The organism is Streptomyces sp. NPDC102283 (genome assembly GCF_044766265.1).
Lineage (GTDB): Bacteria > Actinomycetota > Actinomycetes > Streptomycetales > Streptomycetaceae > Streptomyces.
Genome location: NZ_JBIWLQ010000018.1, coordinates 142,243 through 164,021, shown reverse-complemented (window position 1 = coordinate 164,021; position 21,779 = coordinate 142,243). Strand labels below are relative to the sequence as shown.

Genomic DNA, 21,779 nt, shown 5'->3' with positions numbered 1-21,779 from the left:
CCTACCGCGCGTCCGCCGCCAGCTGCGTCGTCGCCAGCTCGCGGTAGAGGTCGTCCCCGGCGATCAGCTCCTCATGCGTGCCCGCCGTCCGGACCCGGCCGTCCTCCAGGACCACGATGCGGTCCGCGTGCCGGACGGTGGAGAGGCGGTGCGCGATGACCAGCACCGTCGTATGTTCCGCCAGTTCGAGGATCACGTCGCGCAGCGCCTGCTCGTTGACCGCGTCCAGTTGCGAGGTCACCTCGTCGAGCAGCAGCAGCCGCGGGCGTCGCAACAGGGCCCGTGCGATGGCTATCCGCTGGCGCTCGCCGCCGGAGAGGGTGACGCCGCGGTGGCCCACCGCCGTGTCCAGGCCCTCCGGCAGCCGGTCGACGAGGCTGTCCAGACGGGTACGGGCCACCGCCTCCGTCAGCGCGTCCTCCTCGGCGTCCGGGGCGGCGAAGACGAGGTTCTCCCGCAGCGTCCCGGCCAGGACCGGCGCGTCCTGTTCCACGTACGCCAGCGAGCCCCGCAGCTCGGCCAGCGGCCAGTCCCGGATGTCCCGGCCGTCCACGGTGATGGTGCCGGAGTCGTGGTCGTAGAAGCGTTCCAGCAGGCTGAACACCGTCGACTTGCCCGCCCCCGACGGGCCCACCAGCGCGACCAGACCGCCGGTCGGGACGTCGAACGTCACCCCCTTGTGGGCGGGCGCGCGCTCGTCCCCGTACCCGAACGCCACGTCCTGGAACGTGACGCCGAGCGGAGTCGCGGGGATCTCCTGCGCTACGGCTCCGGGCGCGGCGGCCGGTTCGCCGGGCAGCGACTCGACCTCGTCGATCCTGCGGACCGCCGCGAGCCCGCTCTGCAAGCCCGTCCAGCCCTCGACCAGGCCGCCGATCGGGCCCATCAGATAGAAGAGGTAGAGCAGGAACGCGATCAGCGACGAGATCTCCAGCGAGCCGGAGGCCACCCGTGCGCCGCCCACGCCCAGCACCGCCAGGAACGCCAGCTGGATCGACATCGCCATCGTGACGTCGGAGACCGACGACCACCGCGCCACCGAGACGCCCCGGTCGTGCGCGTGCCGGGCGGCCGCCGCGACGGCCGCCGTCTCCCGCTCCTCCGCCCCGCTCGCCTTGACCGTGCGGAAGGCCTGGAGCACCCGGTCCAGTGCCGCGCCCATCGCGCCCACGGACTCCTGGGCGCGGAGCTGGGCCCGCTGGATGCGCGGCATCAGCAGCGAGGTCACGGCACCGATGCCGACGATCACGACCAGCGTCACGCCGAGCAGCGTCAGGTCCATGTACGCCATGAAGGCGATCGTCCCCAGCAGCATCAGCACGCTGTTGAACGACTCGACCAGGCCGCTGGAGAGGACCGTCCGCAGGAGGGTCGTGTCGCTGGTCACGCGTGACTGGAGGTCGCCCGGCGTCAGCCGGTCCACCGCCGGGACCTTCAACCGCATGATGCGGCCCACGAGTTGGTCGCGTGCGCGCAGGACGACGCCTTCTCCCGTACGGGACATGAGATAGCGCCCGTACGCGGAGAGGCAGGCACCGACCAGCACGAGCACGGTCAGCGCGACGAGCGGCCCGGCGGGCGAGCGGTCCGCGGCGAACGCGTCGACCGCGTGCTTCGCCATCAGCGGCATCGCGAGGCCCGCCCCGGATCCGGCGAGCGAGAGCAGGCCCGCGCGGACGAGGACGCCGCGGTGCGGGCGGACCCGGGAGAGGAGGAGACGGAGAGGGGAGGGCCCGCCCGCACCCGCCTCGCCCACGTCCGCCTTCCCGGCGGCTTTCCCTGTGACCTCCACCTCGGCGGCCTGCCCCCCGGCCTCCCCCGCCAACTGCTCAACGGGCTCCCGAGACGCGACAGCTTCCTCCGGCCCTCTGCTCCCGCCCCCGCGCTCGCGCCCTCCCTCTCCCTCTCCGTCGTTCGCTTCCGTCGTCCTCGCCACCGTGCTCACCCGGACCCCCTCCGTCTTGCGTCTGCCGTCTGCCGTCTGCCGTCACCACTGTCAAGGGACGCAGATCCGCCGGTTCCACCTGCTCTCCGGCCGTGCGGCCCCCCGCCCGCACCCCAGCATGCGGGAGAACGGCGGTGCCGCCCGCATGCTGGGGTGCGGGCGGCACCGGCCGGGCCGGCCGGAGAAACGGACCGGCCGGAGAAACGCCACAGGGGCGGCACCTCCGTGAAGGAGGTGCCGCCCCTGTGGGACGTACGGCGAACTTCGATCAGCCGGAGGGCTCCCGGGCGGACCCGGGGCCTCCGCGGCGGATCAGAAGTCCATGTCACCGCCCGGCATGCCGCCCGGAGCGGCCGCGCCGGCCTTCTCGGGCTTGTCGGCGATGACGGCCTCGGTGGTGAGGAAGAGCGCGGCGATGGACGCGGCGTTCTGCAGAGCGGAGCGCGTGACCTTCGCCGGGTCGAGAATGCCCTCGGCGATCATGTCGACGTACTCGCCGGTCGCGGCGTTGAGGCCGTGACCGATCGGCAGGTTGCGGACCTTCTCCACGACGACGCCACCCTCAAGACCACCGTTGACGGCGATCTGCTTGAGCGGGGCCTCCAGCGCGAGCTTCACGGCGTTGGCGCCGGTCGCCTCGTCGCCCGTGAGGTCGAGCTTCTCGAAGACGGCCGAGGCCTGGAGCAGAGCCACGCCACCACCGGCGACGATGCCCTCCTCGACGGCGGCCTTGGCGTTGCGCACCGCGTCCTCGATGCGGTGCTTGCGCTCCTTGAGCTCCACCTCGGTGGCGGCGCCGGCCTTGATGACGGCCACGCCGCCGGCCAGCTTCGCCAGACGCTCCTGGAGCTTCTCGCGGTCGTAGTCCGAGTCGGAGTTCTCGATCTCGGCACGGATCTGGTTGACGCGACCCTGAACCTGGTCGCTGTCACCGGCGCCGTCGACGATCGTGGTCTCGTCCTTGGTGATGACGACCTTGCGGGCACGGCCGAGCAGGTCCAGGCCGGCGTTCTCCAGCTTGAGACCGACCTCCTCGGAGATCACGGTGCCACCGGTGAGGATGGCGATGTCCGCGAGCATGGCCTTGCGGCGGTCGCCGAAGCCCGGAGCCTTGACGGCGACGGACTTGAACGTGCCCTTGATCTTGTTGACGACCAGGGTGGAGAGCGCCTCGCCCTCGACGTCCTCGGCGATGATCAGCAGGGGCTTGCCCGACTGCATGACCTTCTCCAGCAGCGGGATGAGGTCCTTGACGCTGGCGATCTTCGAGTTGACGATCAGGATGTACGGGTCGTCGAGCGACGCCTCCATACGCTCCATGTCGGTCGCGAAGTACGCCGAGATGTAGCCCTTGTCGAAGCGCATACCCTCGGTGAGCTCAAGCTCCAGACCGAAGGTCTGGGACTCCTCGACGGTGATGACGCCTTCCTTGCCGACCTTGTCCATCGCCTCGGCGATCTTGGCGCCGATCTCGGTGTCGGCGGCGGAGATGGAGGCGGTCGAAGCGATCTGCTCCTTGGTCTCCACGTCCTTGGCCTGCTCCAGCAGAGCGGCGGAGACGGCCTCGACGGCCTTCTCGATGCCCCGCTTGAGGGCCATCGGGTTGGCGCCTGCGGCGACGTTGCGCAGACCCTCGCGGACGAGAGCCTGAGCCAGAACGGTGGCGGTGGTCGTACCGTCGCCGGCGACGTCGTCCGTCTTCTTGGCGACCTCCTTGACCAGCTCCGCACCGATCTTCTCGTACGGGTCCTCGAGCTCGATCTCCTTGGCGATGGAAACACCATCGTTGGTGATCGTGGGCGCGCCCCACTTCTTCTCGAGGACGACGTTACGGCCCTTGGGGCCGAGGGTGACCTTGACGGCGTCGGCGAGCTGGTTCATCCCGCGCTCGAGACCGCGCCGTGCCTCCTCGTCGAACGCGATGATCTTGGCCATGTGAAGTGGTCCTCCCGGACAGGGGTGGATTTCTCCGGACCGAGAGGCGCCCGCGACGGACGGCCTGCCTGCGTGGTGGTTCCTTGCCCCACCACGCCTGCGGGCCTCACCGGCCCGGTCCAAGTTTCTGTCACTCTCACCTGGAGAGTGCTAACGCCAATGATTAGCACTCGACCCCTGCGAGTGCAAGCGTCCCTCTCCGGATGTGGACAGCGGGGCGCGTCGAATACGACAGCGGCACGCACCGGATGTGGACGGCGGCGCACCTCCCGGCAGGGCCGCCGGGACGCACGGAGGGCCCGGTCCCCTGATCCGGGAGCCGGGCCCTGCGTGCGTGAGTAGTGTCGTCGGACGACCGCGCCGAGCTCAGCCGACGGCGAGCTTGACCATGTCGGCCTGGGGCCCCTTCTGGCCCTGCGAGATCTCGAATTCAACTCGCTGACCCTCTTCGAGGGTGCGGTACCCGTCCATCTGGATCGCGCTGTAGTGGACGAAAACATCCGCACCACCGTCGACCGCGATGAAGCCGTACCCCTTCTCCGCGTTGAACCACTTGACGGTGCCCTGAGCCATGCCTAACTCCCCTATTACTGGCCCTTGCACGGGACCGCACTTCGCGGGCCCGGGTCGGAACTCACCCTCCGACAGGAGAGGGTGCGCGGCGCCGCAGCGCGTCGACCGCGGCCGAATGTATCCGCCCAACTGCCCTCTGCAACAGGTCAATCGGACGAGAATTCTGGGCATCGAAGAACACGCGAATATGCGGGTTTGATGAGTTTTCCGGGCAAGTCGGGCCAGGCAAAGGGTACTTATGCCGCAAGAGGTTCACGCACTTTGGCTGCTTCTTATCGGGACCGGGCGCATTCTCATATGCGGGCGGCACGGGCAGCGGACGGGGCTTCCCCAACTGTACCGTGCTCAACCATACAGAATTGCCCCCTCCGCTTCTCTCGCGGAGGGGGCAACTGTGGTCACACAGAGGTGCGGTGGGCCGCCGTGGAGCGGCCCCGGCGGTTCAGCAGCCGCCGGCGACCGCGGGGATGATCGAGACGCCCGCGCCGTCCGGCGTGGCCGCGTCCAGGCCGCCCTCGAAGCGCACGTCGTCGTCGTTGACGTACACGTTGACGAAGCGGCGCAGCTTGCCCTGGTCGTCCAGGACGCGGGCCGCGATGCCCGGGTGGTCCTTCTCCAGCGACTCGATGACCTCGGAGAGCTTGGCGCCCTCCGCCGGGACCTCGGCCTGGCCGCCCGTGTACGTACGGAGGATGGTGGGGATACGGACCTTGACGCTCATGGTGGGTGCCTTCCTGAGTCTCTGGTGATCAGCCGGCGGCGAGGCCCGCGGCGCGGAACGCGTCCAGGCTCGGCTTGATGGTGGCCGTGGCCTGCGAGGTCGCGGAGACCGCGTCCAGCGTCTTGAGCCCGTCGCCGGTGTTCAGGACGACGGTGGTGAGCGCCGGGTCGATGACGCCCGCCTCGACGAGCTTCTTCGTCACGCCGAGCGTCACGCCGCCCGCCGTCTCGCCGAAGATGCCCTCGGTGCGCGCCAGCAGCTTGATCGCGTCGACGACCTGCTCGTCGGTCACGTCCTCCACCGCGCCGCCGGTGCGGCGGGCGATGTCCAGGACGTACGGGCCGTCCGCGGGGTTGCCGATGGCCAGCGACTTGGCGATGGTGTTCGGCTTCTGCGGGCGCACCACGTCGTGGCCCGCCTTGAAGGCGGCGGAGACCGGGGAGCAGCCCTCGGCCTGGGCGCCGAAGATCTTGTACGGGCGGTCCTCGACGAGGCCGAGCTTGATCAGCTCCTGGAAGCCCTTGTCGATCTTCGTGAGCTGGGAGCCGGACGCGATCGGGATGACGATCTGGTCGGGCAGCCGCCAGCCGAGCTGCTCGCAGATCTCGTACGCCAGCGTCTTGGAGCCCTCGCCGTAGTACGGGCGCAGGTTGACGTTGACGAAGCCCCAGCCCTCGCCGAGCGGGTCGCCGATGAGCTCGGAGCAGAAGCGGTTGACGTCGTCGTAGTTGCCCTCGATGCCGACCAGCTCACCGCCGTACACCGCGGCCATGACGACCTTGCCCTGCTCCAGGTCGTGCGGGATGAACACGCAGGAGCGCAGGCCGGCCCGGGCGGCGGCGGCGCCGACGGCTCCGGCCAGGTTGCCCGTGGAGGAGCAGGAGAGGGTGGTGAAGCCGAAGGCGCGGGCGGCCTCGACGGCGATGGCGACGACGCGGTCCTTGAAGGAGTGCGTCGGGTTGCCGGAGTCGTCCTTCACGTACAGGCCGCCGGTGACGCCCAGCTCACGGGCGAGGTTGTCGGCCTTGACGAGCTTGGTGAAGCCGGGGTTGATGTTGGGCTTCTCCGCGACGTCGGCGGGCACCGGCAGCAGCGGGGCGTAGCGCCAGATGTTGTTCGGGCCGGCCTCGATGCGCCTGCGCAGCTCCTCCGGGGAGCCGGTGGGCAGGTCGTAGGCCACTTCCAGCGGCCCGAAACAGGACGCACAGGCGAAGAGGGGGCCGAGCTCGAAACGCTCGCCGCACTCGCGGCAGGAAAGCGCCGCGGCGGGGCCGAGATCGACGGCCGGGGCGGAAGAAGCGGTGCTGCCTGCAACGGTCTGAACAGCCATGATGGCGGAGGTCCCTTTCTCCTCATCTTCCCTGCGACGCATTTCGCCGCAAGACGGAATTGGCACCTTCCCCACCGTGACCTCGCGGTCGGCAGGAGGGTTGCCGGGACTTCAACGGGCCGTTCCCTCAGTCCCTCTGGATGAGCTCTTATGGCGCTGGATCTTCGATCCAGGCGTTTATGTGCGGTCCGACCCCGACATGCGACGGTCGTACGCGTTGTTCAAGACTGTAACCGAAGCACCGGACCGTTGAGATAGTCGTCCGAACCGCGAGATGGATCACACACAGGGAGTGCCGACCGTGCTCGAAGAGGTGGAACGCTGGCTGACCAGGCGTTCCTGGTCGTCCGGCGACCGCCCGCTGAACCGGCTCACCGACGCCCGGGACGCCGATCCTCGCGCCACGTCCGTGAGCGTGGTGCTGCCCGCGCTGAACGAGGAGGCCACGGTCGGCGCAATCGTGGCGACGATCCGCCGGGAGCTGATGGAGAAGGTCCGGCTCGTCGACGAACTCGTGGTGATCGACTCCGGCTCCACCGACGCCACCGCCGCCGTGGCCCGGGCGGCGGGCGCCCGGGTGGTCCACCGGGACGCGATCCTGCCCCGGATACCGGCCCTGCCCGGCAAGGGCGAGGTGCTGTGGCGGTCACTTCTGGTGACCAGCGGCGAGATCGTCTGCTTCGTGGACGCCGACCTCAGGGACTTCTCCGCGGACTTCGTCTCGGGCACGGTCGGACCGCTGCTGACCGACCCGTCCGTCCAGTTCGTCAAGGCGATGTACGACCGCCCGCTCGGTGACAGCGCAGGTCAGGGGGGTCGGGTCACCGAGCTGGTGGCGCGCCCGCTGCTCAATCTGCACTGGCCCCAGCTGGCCGGGTTCGTGCAGCCGCTGGGCGGCGAGTACGCGGTGCGGCGGTCCCTGCTGGAACGGCTGCCGTTCCCGGTCGGTTACGGAGTGGAGCTGGGGCTGCTGGTGGACGCGCTGCACACGGTGGGCCTGGACGCGCTGGGCCAGGTCGACGTCGGCGTACGCAGACACCGCCACCAGGACGGGCAGGCGCTGGGCCGGATGGCGGCGGCGATCTACCGCACGGCGCAGCTGCGGCTCTCCCGGGGCCATCTGGTGCGGCCCGCGCTGACCCAGTTCGAGCGCGGCGAGGACGGCTTCGTGCCCCGCACCCATGCGGTGGACACGGAGGAACGGCCGCCGGTGCGGGAGATCGCGGAGTACGCGGAGCGCCACGCGGCCTGAGACCGGCGGGCGGCCGGTGCGCGCCGCCGGGCGGGAGCGACCTGGGCCACGGGAGGAGGCCCGGGAGGCGTTTGGGGGCTTCCCGAACGGGCTAGGTTCCGCTACATGGTCTCCGAGCACGCCGAACACGAAGCCGAACACGAAGCCGAACCCGGCCCCGCGGCCGCCGCCACCGCCCAGGTCCTCGTCGCGTCCAACCGCGGCCCCGTCTCGTACACACTCGGCGAGGACGGGACGCTCGACGCCAAGCGCGGCGGCGGAGGTCTCGTCTCCGGGCTGAGCGCCGTCGACGACAAGCTGTGGGTCTGCGCGGCCCTCGGCGACGGGGACCGCGAGGCGGTGCGGCGCGGGGTCGGCGAGGCGGGCGTGCGGATGCTCGACATCGACCCCGAGGTCCACGCCGACGCGTACAACGGCATCGCCAACTCGGTGCTGTGGTTCGTCCACCACCTGCTCTACCAGACGCCCGTCGAGCCGGTCTTCGACGCGGAGTTCCGACGTCAGTGGGCCTCGTACGAGACGTACAACCGGGCCTTCGCCCGGGCGCTGGCCGAGGAGGCGGGCCCCGGGGCGTCGGTCCTCGTCCAGGACTACCACCTGGCCCTGGTCCCCGGCATGCTCCGTGAGCTGCGCCCGGACCTCAGGATCGGCCACTTCTCGCACACCCCGTGGGCGCCCGTCGACTACTACCGGCTGCTGCCCGACGACATCGCGGAGCAGTTGCTGCAGGGCATCCTCGGCGCGGACCGGGCCGCGTTCCTGACCCGCCGCTGGGCGGACGCGTTCATCGGCTGCTGCACGGAGATCCTCGGCGGGACGGGCCGGACCAGGATCGGGGTGCACGGCCTCGGGGCCGACGCTGACTTCCTGCGCCGGCGCTCGCACGAGGCGGACGTGGACGAGCGGATGGCGGCGCTGCGGGAGCAGGTGGGCGAGGGCCGGAAGACCATCGTCCGGGTGGACCGCACCGAGCTGTCCAAGAACATCGTGCGCGGCCTGCACGCGTACCGGGCCCTGCTGGACGCCCACCCCGAATGGCGCGAGCGCGTCGTGCACATCGCCTTCGCCTACCCCTCCCGGCAGGACCTCGCCGTCTACCGGGACTACACGGCGGCGGTGCAGACCCTGGCCACGGAGATCAACGGGGCGTACGGCACCGAGAGCTGGACGCCGGTCGTCCTCCACGTCAAGGACGACTTCGCCCGCTCGCTGGCCGCGTACCGGCTGGCGGACGTGGCCCTGGTCAACCCGATCCGCGACGGCATGAACCTGGTCGCCAAGGAGGTCCCCGTCGTCTCCGACCACGGCTGCGCGCTGGTGCTGTCACGGGAGGCGGGGGCGTACGAGGAGCTGGGCGAGGACGCGATCGTGGTGAACCCGTACGACGTGGTGGGCACGGCCGAGGCCCTGCACGAGGCGCTGACGATGAGCGCCGACGAGCGGTCCGGCCGCACGAAGCGACTGGCCGAGGCGGCGACCGCGCTGCCGCCCCAGCAGTGGTTCCTGGACCAGCTGGAGGCGCTGCGGCAGGGGTGAGCCGGTCTCCCGATACGGCTCAGAGCCTTGTCGCCAACGCCGCCAGGAAGTCCACCACGGCGGCCGGGCCGGGCACCGACAGGTCGGCGCGTTCGGCCAGTTCGGGCACCTCCGCGCTGCCGCTGCACACCAGGAGGCCGGGGATGCCGTCCGGGCCCTCGGTCCGCAGCTTCTCCACCGCGGCGAACGCGGCGAGGTCCCCGAGGTCGTCGCCCGCGTAGATCACGGACTCGGCGTCCAGCTCCGCGACGAACCTGCCGAGCGCCACGCCCTTGTCCATGCCGGGCGGGCGCAGCTCCAGGACCAGGCGGCCCGGTTCGACGATCAGCCCGTGCTTCGCCGCCAGCTCGCCGAGGGGCCCGCGCAGCGTCTCGAAGGCCGCCTGCGGGTCCTGGGCTCGCCGGGTGTGGACGGCGACGGCCTGCCCCTTCTCCTCGATCCAGGTGCCATGCCAGAAGTCGAACTCGTGCAGCAAGCCCGGGATTTCGGCCCGCGCTGCCGCGACGCCCGGGTGTGGGGCGGGGGTGTTCACGGTGCCGGTGACGGCGTCCCAGCGTTCGGCGCCGTAGTGCCCGAGCACGACGAGGTGCTCCAGCCCGGGGACGCCCGCGAAGCCTCCGTAGCGCACCGCGACGCCCGCCGGGCGGCCGGTGATCACGGCGACGGCGGCGACCTTCGGCGCGAGCGCGGCGAGCGCGGCCACCGTGCCGGGGTGCGCGCGGGCCTGCTCGGGGTCGGGGACGATGTCGGCGAGCGTGCCGTCGAAGTCGAGGGCGACGACCGCGCGGTCGGGGCGGGCGAGAACGGCGTCGAGCCCCTCGCGGCCGGCCGGGGTGGTCGGGTTCGGCAGATGTGCGGAGTGACTGCCCATGGGGCGAGCCTATGCCCTGGACGGGTTGATCACGAGCGTTGTGGACCGTCGTTCGGCTGCTCACGGGAACCATGAGCAGCCGGCGGCGACCGCTCCCCGGGGGCCGGTGAACAGCCGGTGGCGAATACTCCGGGCGCCGGTGAACAGTCGCCGCCGGCTGCTCCCGGACGCCGGGAGCAGCCGGCGGCGACCGCCCCCGGACGCCGGTGAGCAACCGGCGAGGACTACTCGCGGGCGCCCGCGAGCTCGACCGGCCGGGTCCGCAGGGCGAGCGAGGCGGGCAGGACGGCGGAGACGGCGGCCAGGAGCGCCGCGGCCGCGACGACGAGGCCGAGCGTTCCCCACGGCACCACCACGGCGGACGTGACGCCCAGCAGCACCAGCGCACCCCACACCACCAGCAGGTTCACCGCCGCGACCACGCCCCCGAGGACGGTCCCCACCCCGACCGCCGCCACCGCCTCGGCCGCGACGAGCCGCAGGATCTGGGGGACGGTGGCTCCGGCGAGACGGAGGACGGCGAGATCGCGGACCCGGCCGGAGGTGGCCATGACCAGGGTGTTGGCCAGAGCTGTCGCCGTGCAGAGGAGAGCGATGCCGAGGATCATCCGGAGTCCTGTCCTGGTCGGGTCGTTCGGCCCCGGGCCGTTCGCGGCGAGCCACTCGGCCCGGGTCGTCACCCGCGTACCGGTGGCGGCCCCGGCGCTGTGCAGCGCCGCGGCGACGGCCTGCCGGTCACCGCCCTCGGCGACCTCGACGTCGATCCGGTCGACGCCCGCGCCGCCGGCGTTGTGCCGGGTGACGTAGACGCCGTTGTCGCCGGTTCCGGTGGCCAGGACGGCGGCGATCCGCAGCGACGTCCTACGGCCGTCGCCCAGCCAGACGGTGACCCGGTCGCCGACCCGCGTGGTCAGCCACTCCTCGTTGACGACGATGGCGCCGTCGTCGAGATCGGCGAGCCGGCCCGCCGTCACCGGCAGCTCCGACACGGCGGCCAGCCGGGCGGGGTCGACCGCGCGGGCCTCGGAGGTGACGAGGGCCGTGTCCTCCTCGAGGACGGTGACGGCCGTGGACCGCGAGATGCCGACGACGGCCCCCTCGACGGCCCGTGCCCGCTCCACGAAGGCGGGCGGCAACGGCCGGCCCTCCTGTCCCGACGTCACCACGAAGTCGGCGGTCACGGCGGTGCGCGCCTCGGTGGCCCTGGCCTCCTCCAGGGTGGCGACGGTGCCCGTCAGGGTGGCGGCGAGGGCGACGGTGATGAGGACGGGCGCGGCGACGGCCGCGGTCCTGCGCACCCCGGCGGCGGTGTTCTCCCGGACGAGTACGCCGGTGGCGCCGGGCAGCCGGGCCGGCAGCCAGGTCAGCAGCCGGCCGACGGGGCGCACCAGGACGGGGGCCAGGAGTGCGAAGCCGACGACGAGCAGCATGGGACGGGTGATGTAGGACTTGCGGCCCAGCAGGTCGCCGGGGTCGACGGCCAACGCCAGAGCGGGCAGGCCCAGTCCGGCGAGCAGGACCAGGACGGCGGCCGCCCAGCGGCTCGCCGGCATGACGCGGCTGTCGACGGCCGCCTCGCGCAGCGCCTCGGTCGGGGCGGTCCGCCCGGCCCGGTGGCAGGAGACGAGCGCCGCGGCCGTGGCGACGAACACCCCGGTCCAGAAGGCGGTGTGCAGCGGCCAGGAGGCGTCGCCGAGGGCGAGCCAGGGCGGTGCGAGGCCCGCTTCGGTCATCCGGCCGACGAGCGGGGGCGCGCTCCTGGCGCCGAGCCACGCGCCCGCGGCCGAGGCGAGGACGCCGACGAGGACCGCTTCCGCGCACACCGTACGGCGGATCTGGCCGGGCGTCGCACCGGCCGTGCGCAACAGGCCGAACTCCCGCCGCCGCCCGGCCACGGCGAACGAGAACGTCGAGGCCACGACGGCGGCGGAGACGAACAGGGTGATGCCCGCCGCGGTGCCGAGCAGGGCGTTGACGGAGACCAGGGCGCGGGCGTCGCGGTCGGGATCGGGGTCCGCGCGGCGGCGGTCGTGGCCGGTGAGGACGTCCATGCCGCTGTCCGGCCCGAGCGCCCTGCGTACGGCGGTGGCGTCGGCGTGCACCACGAGGGCGTCGATGTCCGGGGAGATCCGGGCGGCCTCGGCGTCGGTGAAGAAGACGGCGTCCTCGAAGCCCCGGTCGCCCACGGTGCCGACGACGGTCCGGGGGGCGTTCCCGGCCGGGGTACGGACCAGGACGCGGTCACCGGTACGGAGCGGGGCGCCGCCGGACCCCGTGGTGACGACGACCTCGCCGGGCGCGGCGGGGGCCCGGCCCGAGGTGAGGCGGTACGGGGTCGCGGCGGCGACCGGCCAGGGGTGCCCGACCCGGGCCTCGGCGGCCTCGGCGGGACGGGGCGCGGCGGCCTGGCCGGGGCGGGGATCCCTCGCGTCGGCGCCGGTACGAGGAGCCGTGACGTCCGGGCCGGTAGGCGTGACCGTGACGTCCGCCGGGAACGTCCGGTCCTCCACCGTGCGGCCGAGGGCGGCCAGTCGGTCGGCGGTCCGCGGGCCTACCGGTCCGGGGTGGTCGAGCGGCTTGCTCCGGGTCCCGGTCGGGGTGTCGACCCGGAGGTGATCGGCGGCCCGGACGACGACGGGGGCGGCGGCGAACCGTTCGGGTCCGCGCTCCGGTGCGTCGGACGTCGCGGCGAGGGCGAGCCCGGTGGCCGCGATCAGGCCCACCCCCAGGGCCAGGGCCACGAACGACCCGACGAAGGTGACCCAGCGCGTGCGCATCCCGCGCAGTGCCAGCATCAGCACGGGACCACCGCCGGGTCACCCGAGACCATGGGTGCGGCCGGGTCACCCGGGACCATCGGTGCCGCCGGATCGCCGGAGGCCATCGGTGCGGCCGGGGCGGCACCCGCCGCCATACGGGCGGCGACCCGCTCCGCCGTGGGCGCGTCCAGCTCGTCCCCGACGCGGCCGTCGGCGAGGAAGACGACCCGGTCGGCGAAGGAGGCGGCGACCGGGTCGTGGGTCACCATGATCACGGTGCGCCCCTCGTCCGTCATCGCACGCAGCAGGCCGAGCACCACGCGCCCCGCGGTGGAGTCCAGGGCTCCGGTCGGCTCGTCGCCGAAGAGCACCTCGGGCCGGGTCACCAGGGCGCGGGCGATCGCGACCCGCTGCTGCTGGCCTCCGGAGAGTTCGCCGGGCCGGTGGCCGGCCCGGTCGCGCAGCCCGACCTGCTCCAGCGCGTGGAGCACGTCCGCCTTGCGGGGCCGTCGCCCGGCGAGCCTCAGGGGCAGGGCCACGTTCTGCGCGGCGGTCAGGGAGGGCAGCAGGTTGAACGCCTGGAAGACGAAGCCGATCCGCCCCCGGCGCAGCCGGGTCAGCCCGGCCTCGCTCAGCCCGGTCAGATCGGTGTCGCCGAGCAGCACGCGGCCGCCGGTCGGCCGGTCCAGGCCCGCGACGCAGTGCAGGAGCGTCGACTTGCCGGAGCCGGAGGGCCCCATGACAGCGGTGAACGTGCCGCGGTGGATGGTCAGGCTGACGTCGTCGAGCGCTTTCACCGTGCGGCCGTCGCTGCCGTCGCGACCATTGCCGCCGTCGCTGCCGTCGCGGCCGTAGGAACGGGTCACGGACCGGAGCCGAACAGCCGGTACCCGACCGGCGCTTGCTGCTGGAGCTGGATTCATGGGGTCCACTCAACCGGCGACGCCCGCACGGCACATCGCAGCGAGAGGGGGCTTCCATGGTGGAGCCGGCTCCACCATGGAAGGGGCGGAGAACAGGGTGGCCCGCCCGGGGGCCGTCTCGTAGCGTGCCCGGCATGCTCTCCCCCAGCCCACCGCCCGCGCCCTCGGAGCCCCGACCGGCCGCACTCCCGGAGCCCCGGCCGGCCCGCCCCCGGGCCGCCGTCCGAGCTGCCCCGCGGGACCTCCCCCGGGCGCTGTCCCGCGGACTCCTCGGCGGCCGGCCGTGGCGTGCCGCGCTCTATCTCCTGACCAGCGTGCCCCTCGGCGTGGCGACGCTGGTGGCGCTGCTCCTGCTGGCGGTCGTGGGCAGCGCGCTGACCGTCCTCGTCATCGGGGTGCCGCTGCTGCTGACGCTCGTACTCGCCGGGATTCCGCTGGCCGCGCTGGAACGGCGCAGGCTCCGGCTGATCGACCCGGCCCCTCTCCTCGATCCGCACCGCGAACCACCCGAGCCGGGCCTGGCGTCCTGGCTGCGGACCAGGCTCCAGGAGCGTTGCACCTGGCGGGAGTTGACGTACGCGCTGCTCTTCGCGTTCGTCCTGTGGCCGCTGGAGGCGCTGGCCGTCGGCAGCGTACTGCTGGTGTGCGGCGGGCTGATCGGGACCCCGGTGATGATGGCGGCGGGCGGGGACGGGGAGGCGCGCGTCCTGAAGCTCTGGCTCGCCGACTCCTGGCCGGAGGCGATGGCGGTGCTGGTGGCAGGGGTGCTGCTGCTGCCGTTGCTGGCCTGGCCGCTGGGGGTGGTGGCCCGGGGCCGGGCCGTACTGACCCGGGCGCTGCTCTCCCCGCCGGACTCCGCGCTCGACTCCCGGATCGCGGAGCTGGACCGGTCGCGGACGCGGCTGGTGGACGCGTTCGAGGCGGAACGCCGCCGTATCGAGCGCGATCTGCACGACGGGGCGCAGCAGCGGCTCGTGGCCCTCTCCATGACGCTGGGCCTGGCCCGCATGGAGCGACCCGCCGAGCCGCTGGGCGGGCTGTTGGACCGGGCGCACGAGGAGGCGTCGGTCGCCCTGGTGGAGATCCGCGAGCTGATCCACGGGATCCATCCCCACATCCTCACCGACCGGGGCCTGGAGGCCGCCGTCGAGGACCTGGCGGACCGCTCGCCGATCCCGGTCGAGGTGCGGTTCGCCGTACCGGGCCGGCTGCCCGAAGCCGTCGAGACCGCCGTCTACTTCGCGGTCAGCGAAGCGCTGGCGAACGTGGCGAAGCACAGCGGGGCGGGCCGCGTGACGGTGACCGGCGCGACCGCGAGGAGGTGGCTGACCGTGGAGGTCGAGGACGACGGACACGGGGGCGCACGGCTGGGCAGCCCCGCGGACGGCGAGGGCGGCCGACGCGGGGGCGGCCGACGCGGGGGCGGCCGACGCGAGAGCGGAGGCAGGGGCGGGGGCGGGACGGGCCTCCAGGGCGTCGCCGATCGCCTCTCGGTGCTGGGCGGGACCCTGCTAATGTCCAGTCCGCCCGGGGGGCCGACGGTGTTCCGGCTGGAGGTTCCCTGCCCGCCCGCGGATTCGAGGACCTGATGCTGCGCGTCGTACTGGCCGAGGACAGCGTGCTCCTGCGCGAGGGCCTGGTCGGCCTGCTGGAACGCTTCGGGCACCGGGTCCTCGCCGCGGTGGGCTCCGCCGACGAGCTGACGGCCGCCGCCCTGGAGCACCGCCCGGACATCGTGGTGACCGACGTCCGGATGCCGCCCGGCTTCTCGGACGAGGGCCTGCGGGCCGCGGTCGCGCTGCGCGGGAAGCTGCCGGGGCTACCGGTGCTGGTGCTCAGCCAGTACGTCCAGCGCGCCTACGCCGAGGACCTGCTGGACGCCTCGGACGGTACGGGAGTGGGCTACCTGCTCAAGGAGCGCATCGGCCACGTCGAGGAGTTCGCCGACGCGCTGCGCCGGGTGGCCGAGGGCGCCACGGTGGTGGACCCCGAGGTCGTACGGCAGCTGATCCGGCGTCGCCGCGACCCGCTCGCCCGGCTCACCGCCCGGGAGCTGGAGGTGCTCGCGCTGATGGCGGAGGGCCGGTCCAACGCGTCGGTCGCCGAGGCCCTGCACGTCGGCGAGGGCACGGTCAGCAAGCACTTCGGGTCGATCCTCGCCAAGCTCGACCTCGACGTCTCGGACGCCACCAACCGCCGGGTGCTCGCGGTCCTGGCGTTCCTGCGCGGCTGATCCCACCGCCCCTCGCCCGTCTCCCTCATCCCTCCTCCCTCCTCTCCCGGTGGCCTCCCCGGCTTGACAGTCATTCCCTCGCGACTCCATGATTCCATTAATTGACTAATGGAATTGAGGTGAGGCGCGTGGCGGACACGGGCACTCCGAACGCGACGCCCGGCAGCTGGGCGCTGGAAGCCCGCGGCCTGGGCAAGCGCTACCGGCGCGGCTGGGCGCTGCGCGACTGCTCCTTCCGGATCCCGGCCGGCCGCATCTGCGGTCTGGTCGGTCCGAACGGGGCGGGCAAGAGCACCCTGCTCGGACTGGCGACCCGGCAGGTGCAGCCGACCACCGGCGAACTGCGGATCTTCGGCGTACCGGTCGACGACCCCGCCGTGATGCCCACCTTCGCGTTCCTCGGCCAGGAGAAGCCGCTGTTCAAGCGGTTCACCGTGGCCGACACCCTGCGCATGGGCGCCGAGCTGAACCCCGGCTGGGACGCGGCGGCGGCGACGCGCATCGTCCGCTCGGGCAACGTCCCGCTGCACGCGAGGGTCGGCACGCTCTCCGGCGGTCAGCGCACCCGCGTGGCCTTCGCGCTCGCCTTCGGCAAGCGGCCGGACCTGCTGCTCCTGGACGAGCCGATGTCGGACCTCGACCCGTTGGCCCGCGACGAGATGAGCACCCTGCTGATGGCGGAGGCCGTCGAGCGCGGCACGACGGTGGTGATGTCCTCGCACATGCTGACCGAGCTGGAGGACATGTGCGACTACCTGCTGGTCGTCTCCGAGGGCCGGATCCGGATGGCCGGTGACGCCGACGCGCTGGTCCCGGCCCACGCACTGGTCACCGGAGTGGCCCGGGACGGCTCGCTGCCGCCCGAGCTGGCCGACCACACCGTCGTCGAGACCCGCCTCCAGGGGCGGCAGTTCCAGGCGATGATCCGGCCGAAGGCTCCGCTCCCGGCCGACTGGGAGAGCGCCGAACCCTCCCTGGAGGAAGTCCTCCTCGCCCATCTCCGCTCCCCGGACGCGCCCTCGCTCTACACCCAGGGCGCCCGCGTCGAGGCCGAAGGGAACAAGGCCGCATGAGCACCACCCTCACCGAGAAGCCCGCCGCAACCGACTCCGGACGCCGCCTGCTGCGCGGGATGCCGTGGCTCGTCGTACGCCAGCACCGGGTCGCGCTGGTCTGCGTCCTCGGTCTCACGCTGGTGGCCGCGCTCCTGATCGCGTACGGGCGCAACGAGCTGCTCCAGCTGCTCGACGCGAAGGGGTGGCCGGAGAAGGACGCCGGTCAGCCGATGGAGAACAACCGGGTTTACGAGTACGTCAGTTCCATCCTCGGCGGCCTCCCCCTGATCCTCGCCGTCTTCATCGGCGCCCCGCTGATCGCGGGCGACCAGGAGAACGGCACCGCGCAGCTCGTCACCACCCAGTCGGCGACCCGCCGCCAGTGGCTGATCGCCAAGCTGGGCCTGGCCTACACCCTCGCGCTGGTCTCCGGCGTGGTGCTCTCGGTCCTGTTCACCTGGTGGTGGAAGCCGTACCGCTCGGTCTTCCTCAACGACTGGATCGACGGCGCCATCTTCGACAACACCGGCCCCGTCCTGCCCGCGTTCCTCCTCTTCCTCACCGCCGCGGGCATCACCATCGGCACCCTGATCCGCCGGGTTCTGCCGGCCATGGTGGTCACGTTCCTCTTCACGGCGATCACCACCATGTTCGTCTGGGACGAGATCCGCGTACGCCTCGGCGACACGCACATCTTCACCTACCCGATGGACACCGAACTCCCGGCCCGCTACGCCGAGGCGTACGAGGTGGACCGCTGGGTCGGCAGCGCCGACGGGACCCTGTACGGCTGGGGCACCTGCGCCGAGGCGACCGAGAAGGCGCAGAACGCGTGCATCGAGGAGCACGGCATCGTCAACGACGTGATCGAATACCTCGACTACAGCCAGATGGCGTCGATGCAGTGGACCGCGGCGGGCATCCTGCTCGCCGGAACAGCCCTGCTCACGGCGTTCACCCTGTGGCGGGTCACCCGCCGACCGCTGTGAACAGCGCCCTCTCCTCCTACGTAAAATGTCGCAGTCGAGCGGAAGGTGAAGACCGTGGTCGTGTTCCGCATCGACCGGCGCAGTGGAGTGGCGACCTATCTCCAGATCGTCCGGCAGGTCGAGCAGGCGCTGCGCATGGGCGCGCTGGAGGAGGGTGACCGGCTGCCCACCGCCGCCCAGGTCGCCGCGACCACCAAGGTCAACCCGAACACGACCCTGAAGGCCTACCGCGAACTGGAACGCATGGGCCTCGCCGAAGTGCGCCAGGGAGCGGGCACGTTCATCACCCGCTCCCTCGCCCAGCCGCAGTCCGGCCCCGGCTCACCACTGCGCTCCGCGCTCGCCGACTGGCTGGACCGGGCCCGCGCCGAGGGCCTCACCGGGCAGGACGTCACGGCCCTGTTCCACGCGGCGTTCGAGAGCGCGTACCCGGGCGAGGCACCGGACTGACCGACCGGCCCGACCTGCCCGGACGACCGACCTGGCCCGATCGCCCGGACCGACCGGCGCCGGTCAGGCGCGGTTGTAGCGGTAGCCACTGCCGTGGGCGGGGCCGACGTCGTGCTGGATGCCGGACCCGGCGACGGCGAAGAACGACGGGTCGGTGTCACGGCACATCCCGGTGGAACGGGCCTGGTCCACCACGGCGGTGCCGACGCCGATCCGCTGTCCGCCGTCCGCCACGGACGTCAGCTTCGCGGTGTACTCGCAGTGCCCGGAGCCCTGTACGTCGGCGACGAGGGTGACCGCGCTCTGCCCCGGCGACACCCGCCGGACGACCACGGTGTGGGGTCGCAGGGCGTTGTACTGGGACGCGATGGACCAGGTCCCGACGAAGTGCTGCGGCACCCGGCCGTCCGGGGCGGCGGGATCCGGGTCCGGGGCGGGCGGCTTCGCGGCGCCACCGGAGCCGCCCGACCCCGCCGATCCGGCCCCGCCCCGCGCATCGCCCCCACCGGAGGCCGCCGCCTCCTCACCCCCGGCCGAACCCCCTCCGGAGGCGGAGCCGTCACCGCTTCCGGCGCCCTGCCCGCCCTCGGCTTCACCGCCGTCGCCGCTCCGGCCCTTCCCCTTGTCCTCGGTCTTCTCCTTGTCGCCGTCCTTGTCGCCGTCCTTGGCGTCCGCGTCGTCGTCCTTCCCCGAGGGCGAGGCCGCGGGGCCGGAGGGGGCGTCACTGGCGACGGGCGGCGCGGCGGCCCCTCCGCCCCGGGCGTCGAGGGCGCCGCCGCTGTCGCGGTTGAGATAGGCCGTCGTGCCGCCGGCGGCCAGCACGGCGACGACGACGGCGGCGACGATCCAGGTACGACGACTGCGCTGCCGGGGCCGGTCTCCGGCCGACGCGGGCGGGAGAACGGGCGCCGGGTCGACCGAAGGTCCCGGCTCGTCGCCCTTCGCCGACGCGGGCGCCGGCCGCAGATCGACCGTGCCGAGGTCCCGGGGAGTGGGAGAGGGAACGGGCGCGGAAGCGGGACCGAGAGCGGAAGCGGAAGCGGAAGCGGCTGAAAGCTCTACACCGACCGGTACATCCGCACCCTTCGACACGGCCCCGCCCTCCGGCACCTCCACACCCTCGGCCCCCGGCGCATCCGCACCCTCGACCCCCCGTACGCCCTCGACCTCCCGTACGCCCTCGGCCCCCGGCACGCCCGCACCCTCCGGCACCTCCGCGTCGAGCAGCAGCGCCGACTGCTGCGCCAGCCGGGCCAGCAGAACCGGCGGCAGCCATGCGCCGTGCAGGGCGTCCGAGGACGACGAGGGCACAAGCCCCTCCAACAGCTCGTCCACACGCGGGCGTTCGGCGGCGCTCTTGGTCAGGCATCGTTCGATCAGCTCGCGCAAAGGGGTGTCCGTCACCGCGGCGAGGTCCGGCGGGGACTGGACGATCCGGAACATCACCGCGTGCTGGTTGCTCGCACCGGCCCCGAACGGCAGGCGTCCGGTGGCCGCGTACATCAGCACACAGCCGAGGGAGAAGACGTCCGCCCCTGGCCCGGTCTCCTCGCCGAGGATCTGCTCGGGCGCCATGAAGCCGGGCGAACCGATGACCATGCCGGTACTGGTCAGCAGGGACTCCACGGAGACCTGGAGCGCGCGGGCGATGCCGAAGTCGATGACGCGGGGGCCGTCGACGGTGAGCAGGACATTGGACGGCTTCAGGTCCCGGTGGACGATCCCGGCGGCATGGATGCCGCGCAGTGCCCGCAACAGCCCTTCGGCCAGGGCGTGCGCCGACTCGGCGGGCAGCGGGCCGTGTTCCCGGACGGCCTGTTCGAGCGAGGGGCCGGGCACATAGCCGGTGGCCACCCACGGCGCATCGGCGTCCGCGTCGGCGTCGAGCACGGGCGCGGTGTAGCGCCCGCCGACCCGGCGGGCCGCCTCGATCTCGCGGCGGAAACGGGCCCGGAACTCCCCGTTCGCGATGTGCTCCTCGTGGACCACCTTCACGGCCACGGTGCGCCCGCCCGCCGAGCGGGCCAGATACACCCGGCCCATCCCGCCCGCACCGAGCCGCCCGAGCAGGGGATACGGCCCGATCCGGGCCGGATCACCGGCCGCGAGCGGACGTATGCCCTCCATCGCCGTGTACCGCCCGCTGCCCTTGCCCGTGCCCTCGCCCATGCTGACCCGATCCCCCGATGGCCTTGTCCCCTGCGGTCGTTCGCGCCCGGCCGGGGCCGTGCGCGCCCGCCAAGGATAGGAGCCCCGGGCACCGGCGCCGCATGCGGATCCCGGCCGGAGGCACGGGAGGCGCGGTCAGGAAGAACGGGGGCCGTCGTCGGCGGAGTGCAGGCGGGCGAGGACGGACCGGAGCAGCGGCTCGCGCTGCTCGACCAGGTAGAAGTGACCTCCGGGCAGGACGTCCAGCCGGAAACCGTCGGCGGCGACGTCGGACCACGCCGACATGTCCTCCACCGAGGTGCTCGGGTCCTCGTCCCCGATGTACGCGTACACGGGGCAGCCGACCGGATCGGCCGGGCGCGGCCCATAGGTCCCGACGATCGTGAAGTCGGCGCGGATGGCGGGCAGGATGATCTCCCGGAGGTCCGGGTCGCCGAGGACCGACTCGTCGGTGCCGCCGAGCCGGCGCACCTCGTCGATCAACGCCTCGTCGCCCTGTTCGTGCAGGTCCCGTGGGGTCAGACGGTGCGGCGGCATGCGGCTCGACACGTGCAGCGCCGCAGGGCTCCTACCGTGCCGGTGCCGCAGGCGCAGCGCCACCTCGTGGGCGAGCGAGGCTCCCATGCTGTGGCCGAAGAGCGACAGCGGTACGTCGTGGAAGGGGAGGACCGCCTCGGTCACCCGGTCGGCCAGCTCGTCCATCGACGTGACGCACGGCTCGCCCATGCGGTCGTGGCGTCCGGGGTAGCTCGCGACCAGGAGTTCCGTATCGCTGCCGAACGCGGTGCCCCAGGAGTGGAAGAACCCGGCCGAGCCGCCCGCGTGCGGCAGGACCAGCAGCCTGCGGCGGACGTCTGTCGTCGCGGGGTAGCGACGCAGCCATCCGTCCGCGACGACGTTCACTGGCGGTGCGGTGCGGTGCGTGCCGACGTTCATCCGGTCATCCTTGCTGTGAGGCGCTGGGCGATGGGGAGTCGGTGGACGGGAGGCCGGGCTGCGGGGGGAAGAGGACAGGTGTGAACGGGAGTTGGGTGAAGA

Annotated in this window: 17 protein-coding genes and 1 riboswitch; of the genes, 7 read left to right on the top strand and 10 right to left on the bottom strand. The window is 72.8% G+C overall.

Annotated elements, in window-relative coordinates:
- Position 1: 1 nt before the first annotated feature.
- From ACIRJT_RS30140 to thrC, 5 genes are all read right to left on the bottom strand, one after another.
- Positions 2–1,792, bottom strand: coding sequence for an ABC transporter ATP-binding protein (locus ACIRJT_RS30140; protein ID WP_403915222.1), 1,791 nt, complete (start codon positions 1,790–1,792; stop codon positions 2–4).
- Positions 1,793–2,257: 465 nt separating this feature from the next.
- A complete protein-coding gene (gene groL / locus ACIRJT_RS30135; protein ID WP_018958808.1) occupies positions 2,258–3,880 on the bottom strand; it encodes a chaperonin GroEL in 1,623 nt (540 codons plus the stop codon).
- Between the two features lie 366 nt (positions 3,881–4,246).
- A complete protein-coding gene (locus tag ACIRJT_RS30130) occupies positions 4,247–4,453 on the bottom strand; it encodes a cold-shock protein (RefSeq protein ID WP_003967346.1) in 207 nt (68 codons plus the stop codon).
- Between the two features lie 442 nt (positions 4,454–4,895).
- The gene (locus tag ACIRJT_RS30125) at positions 4,896–5,174 is read right to left on the bottom strand and encodes a MoaD/ThiS family protein (protein WP_003967347.1); all 279 of its coding nucleotides are present in this window, start codon (positions 5,172–5,174) and stop codon (positions 4,896–4,898) included.
- Positions 5,175–5,202: 28 nt separating this feature from the next.
- Entirely contained in the window at positions 5,203–6,504 is a 1,302-nt protein-coding gene (gene thrC / locus ACIRJT_RS30120; RefSeq protein ID WP_403915218.1) for a threonine synthase, read from the bottom strand.
- 19 nt (positions 6,505–6,523) lie between these two features.
- Positions 6,524–6,651: riboswitch (SAM riboswitch) on the bottom strand.
- Between the two features lie 154 nt (positions 6,652–6,805).
- Here thrC and ACIRJT_RS30115 point away from each other — a divergent pair.
- A complete protein-coding gene (locus tag ACIRJT_RS30115; protein ID WP_403915299.1) occupies positions 6,806–7,756 on the top strand; it encodes a glucosyl-3-phosphoglycerate synthase in 951 nt (316 codons plus the stop codon).
- Positions 7,757–7,861: 105 nt separating this feature from the next.
- Entirely contained in the window at positions 7,862–9,292 is a 1,431-nt protein-coding gene (locus ACIRJT_RS30110) for a trehalose-6-phosphate synthase (RefSeq protein ID WP_403915215.1), read from the top strand.
- A 19-nt stretch (positions 9,293–9,311) separates the two neighbouring features.
- On the opposite strand, the gene otsB is transcribed toward ACIRJT_RS30110, so the two are convergent.
- From otsB to ACIRJT_RS30095, 3 genes are all read right to left on the bottom strand, one after another.
- Positions 9,312–10,163, bottom strand: a complete 852-nt coding sequence (gene otsB / locus ACIRJT_RS30105; RefSeq protein WP_403915212.1) for a trehalose-phosphatase — start codon at positions 10,161–10,163, stop codon at positions 9,312–9,314.
- A gap of 224 nt (positions 10,164–10,387) precedes the next feature.
- Positions 10,388–12,964 carry an FtsX-like permease family protein gene (locus ACIRJT_RS30100; RefSeq protein ID WP_403915209.1) on the bottom strand — a complete coding sequence of 859 codons (2,577 nt, stop codon included), beginning with the start codon at positions 12,962–12,964 and terminating at the stop codon, positions 10,388–10,390.
- Positions 12,958–13,845 (bottom strand): ABC transporter ATP-binding protein, encoded by an 888-nt coding sequence (locus ACIRJT_RS30095; RefSeq protein WP_403915206.1) that lies wholly within the window; start codon positions 13,843–13,845, stop codon positions 12,958–12,960. Before ACIRJT_RS30095 ends, ACIRJT_RS30100 begins: the two co-directional genes overlap by 7 nt.
- A gap of 134 nt (positions 13,846–13,979) precedes the next feature.
- Here ACIRJT_RS30095 and ACIRJT_RS30090 point away from each other — a divergent pair, with 134 nt between their 5' ends.
- From ACIRJT_RS30090 to ACIRJT_RS30070, 5 genes are all read left to right on the top strand, one after another.
- Positions 13,980–15,434, top strand: a complete 1,455-nt coding sequence (locus ACIRJT_RS30090) for a sensor histidine kinase (protein WP_403915203.1) — start codon at positions 13,980–13,982, stop codon at positions 15,432–15,434.
- Positions 15,434–16,078 carry a LuxR C-terminal-related transcriptional regulator gene (locus ACIRJT_RS30085; protein WP_403915200.1) on the top strand — a complete coding sequence of 215 codons (645 nt, stop codon included), beginning with the start codon at positions 15,434–15,436 and terminating at the stop codon, positions 16,076–16,078. Before ACIRJT_RS30090 ends, ACIRJT_RS30085 begins: the two co-directional genes overlap by 1 nt.
- A 128-nt stretch (positions 16,079–16,206) precedes the next feature.
- Positions 16,207–17,151 carry an ABC transporter ATP-binding protein gene (locus tag ACIRJT_RS30080; RefSeq protein ID WP_403915197.1) on the top strand — a complete coding sequence of 315 codons (945 nt, stop codon included), beginning with the start codon at positions 16,207–16,209 and terminating at the stop codon, positions 17,149–17,151.
- The gene (locus tag ACIRJT_RS30075) at positions 17,148–18,122 is read left to right on the top strand and encodes an ABC transporter permease (protein ID WP_403915194.1); all 975 of its coding nucleotides are present in this window, start codon (positions 17,148–17,150) and stop codon (positions 18,120–18,122) included. Before ACIRJT_RS30080 ends, ACIRJT_RS30075 begins: the two co-directional genes overlap by 4 nt.
- A gap of 45 nt (positions 18,123–18,167) precedes the next feature.
- Entirely contained in the window at positions 18,168–18,572 is a 405-nt protein-coding gene (locus ACIRJT_RS30070) for a GntR family transcriptional regulator (protein ID WP_097866115.1), read from the top strand.
- A 63-nt stretch (positions 18,573–18,635) separates the two neighbouring features.
- On the opposite strand, the gene ACIRJT_RS30065 is transcribed toward ACIRJT_RS30070, so the two are convergent.
- A complete protein-coding gene (locus tag ACIRJT_RS30065) occupies positions 18,636–20,741 on the bottom strand; it encodes a serine/threonine-protein kinase (protein ID WP_403915192.1) in 2,106 nt (701 codons plus the stop codon).
- A gap of 135 nt (positions 20,742–20,876) precedes the next feature.
- Positions 20,877–21,677 (bottom strand): thioesterase II family protein, encoded by an 801-nt coding sequence (locus ACIRJT_RS30060; protein WP_403915189.1) that lies wholly within the window; start codon positions 21,675–21,677, stop codon positions 20,877–20,879.
- Positions 21,678–21,779: the final 102 nt, after the last annotated feature.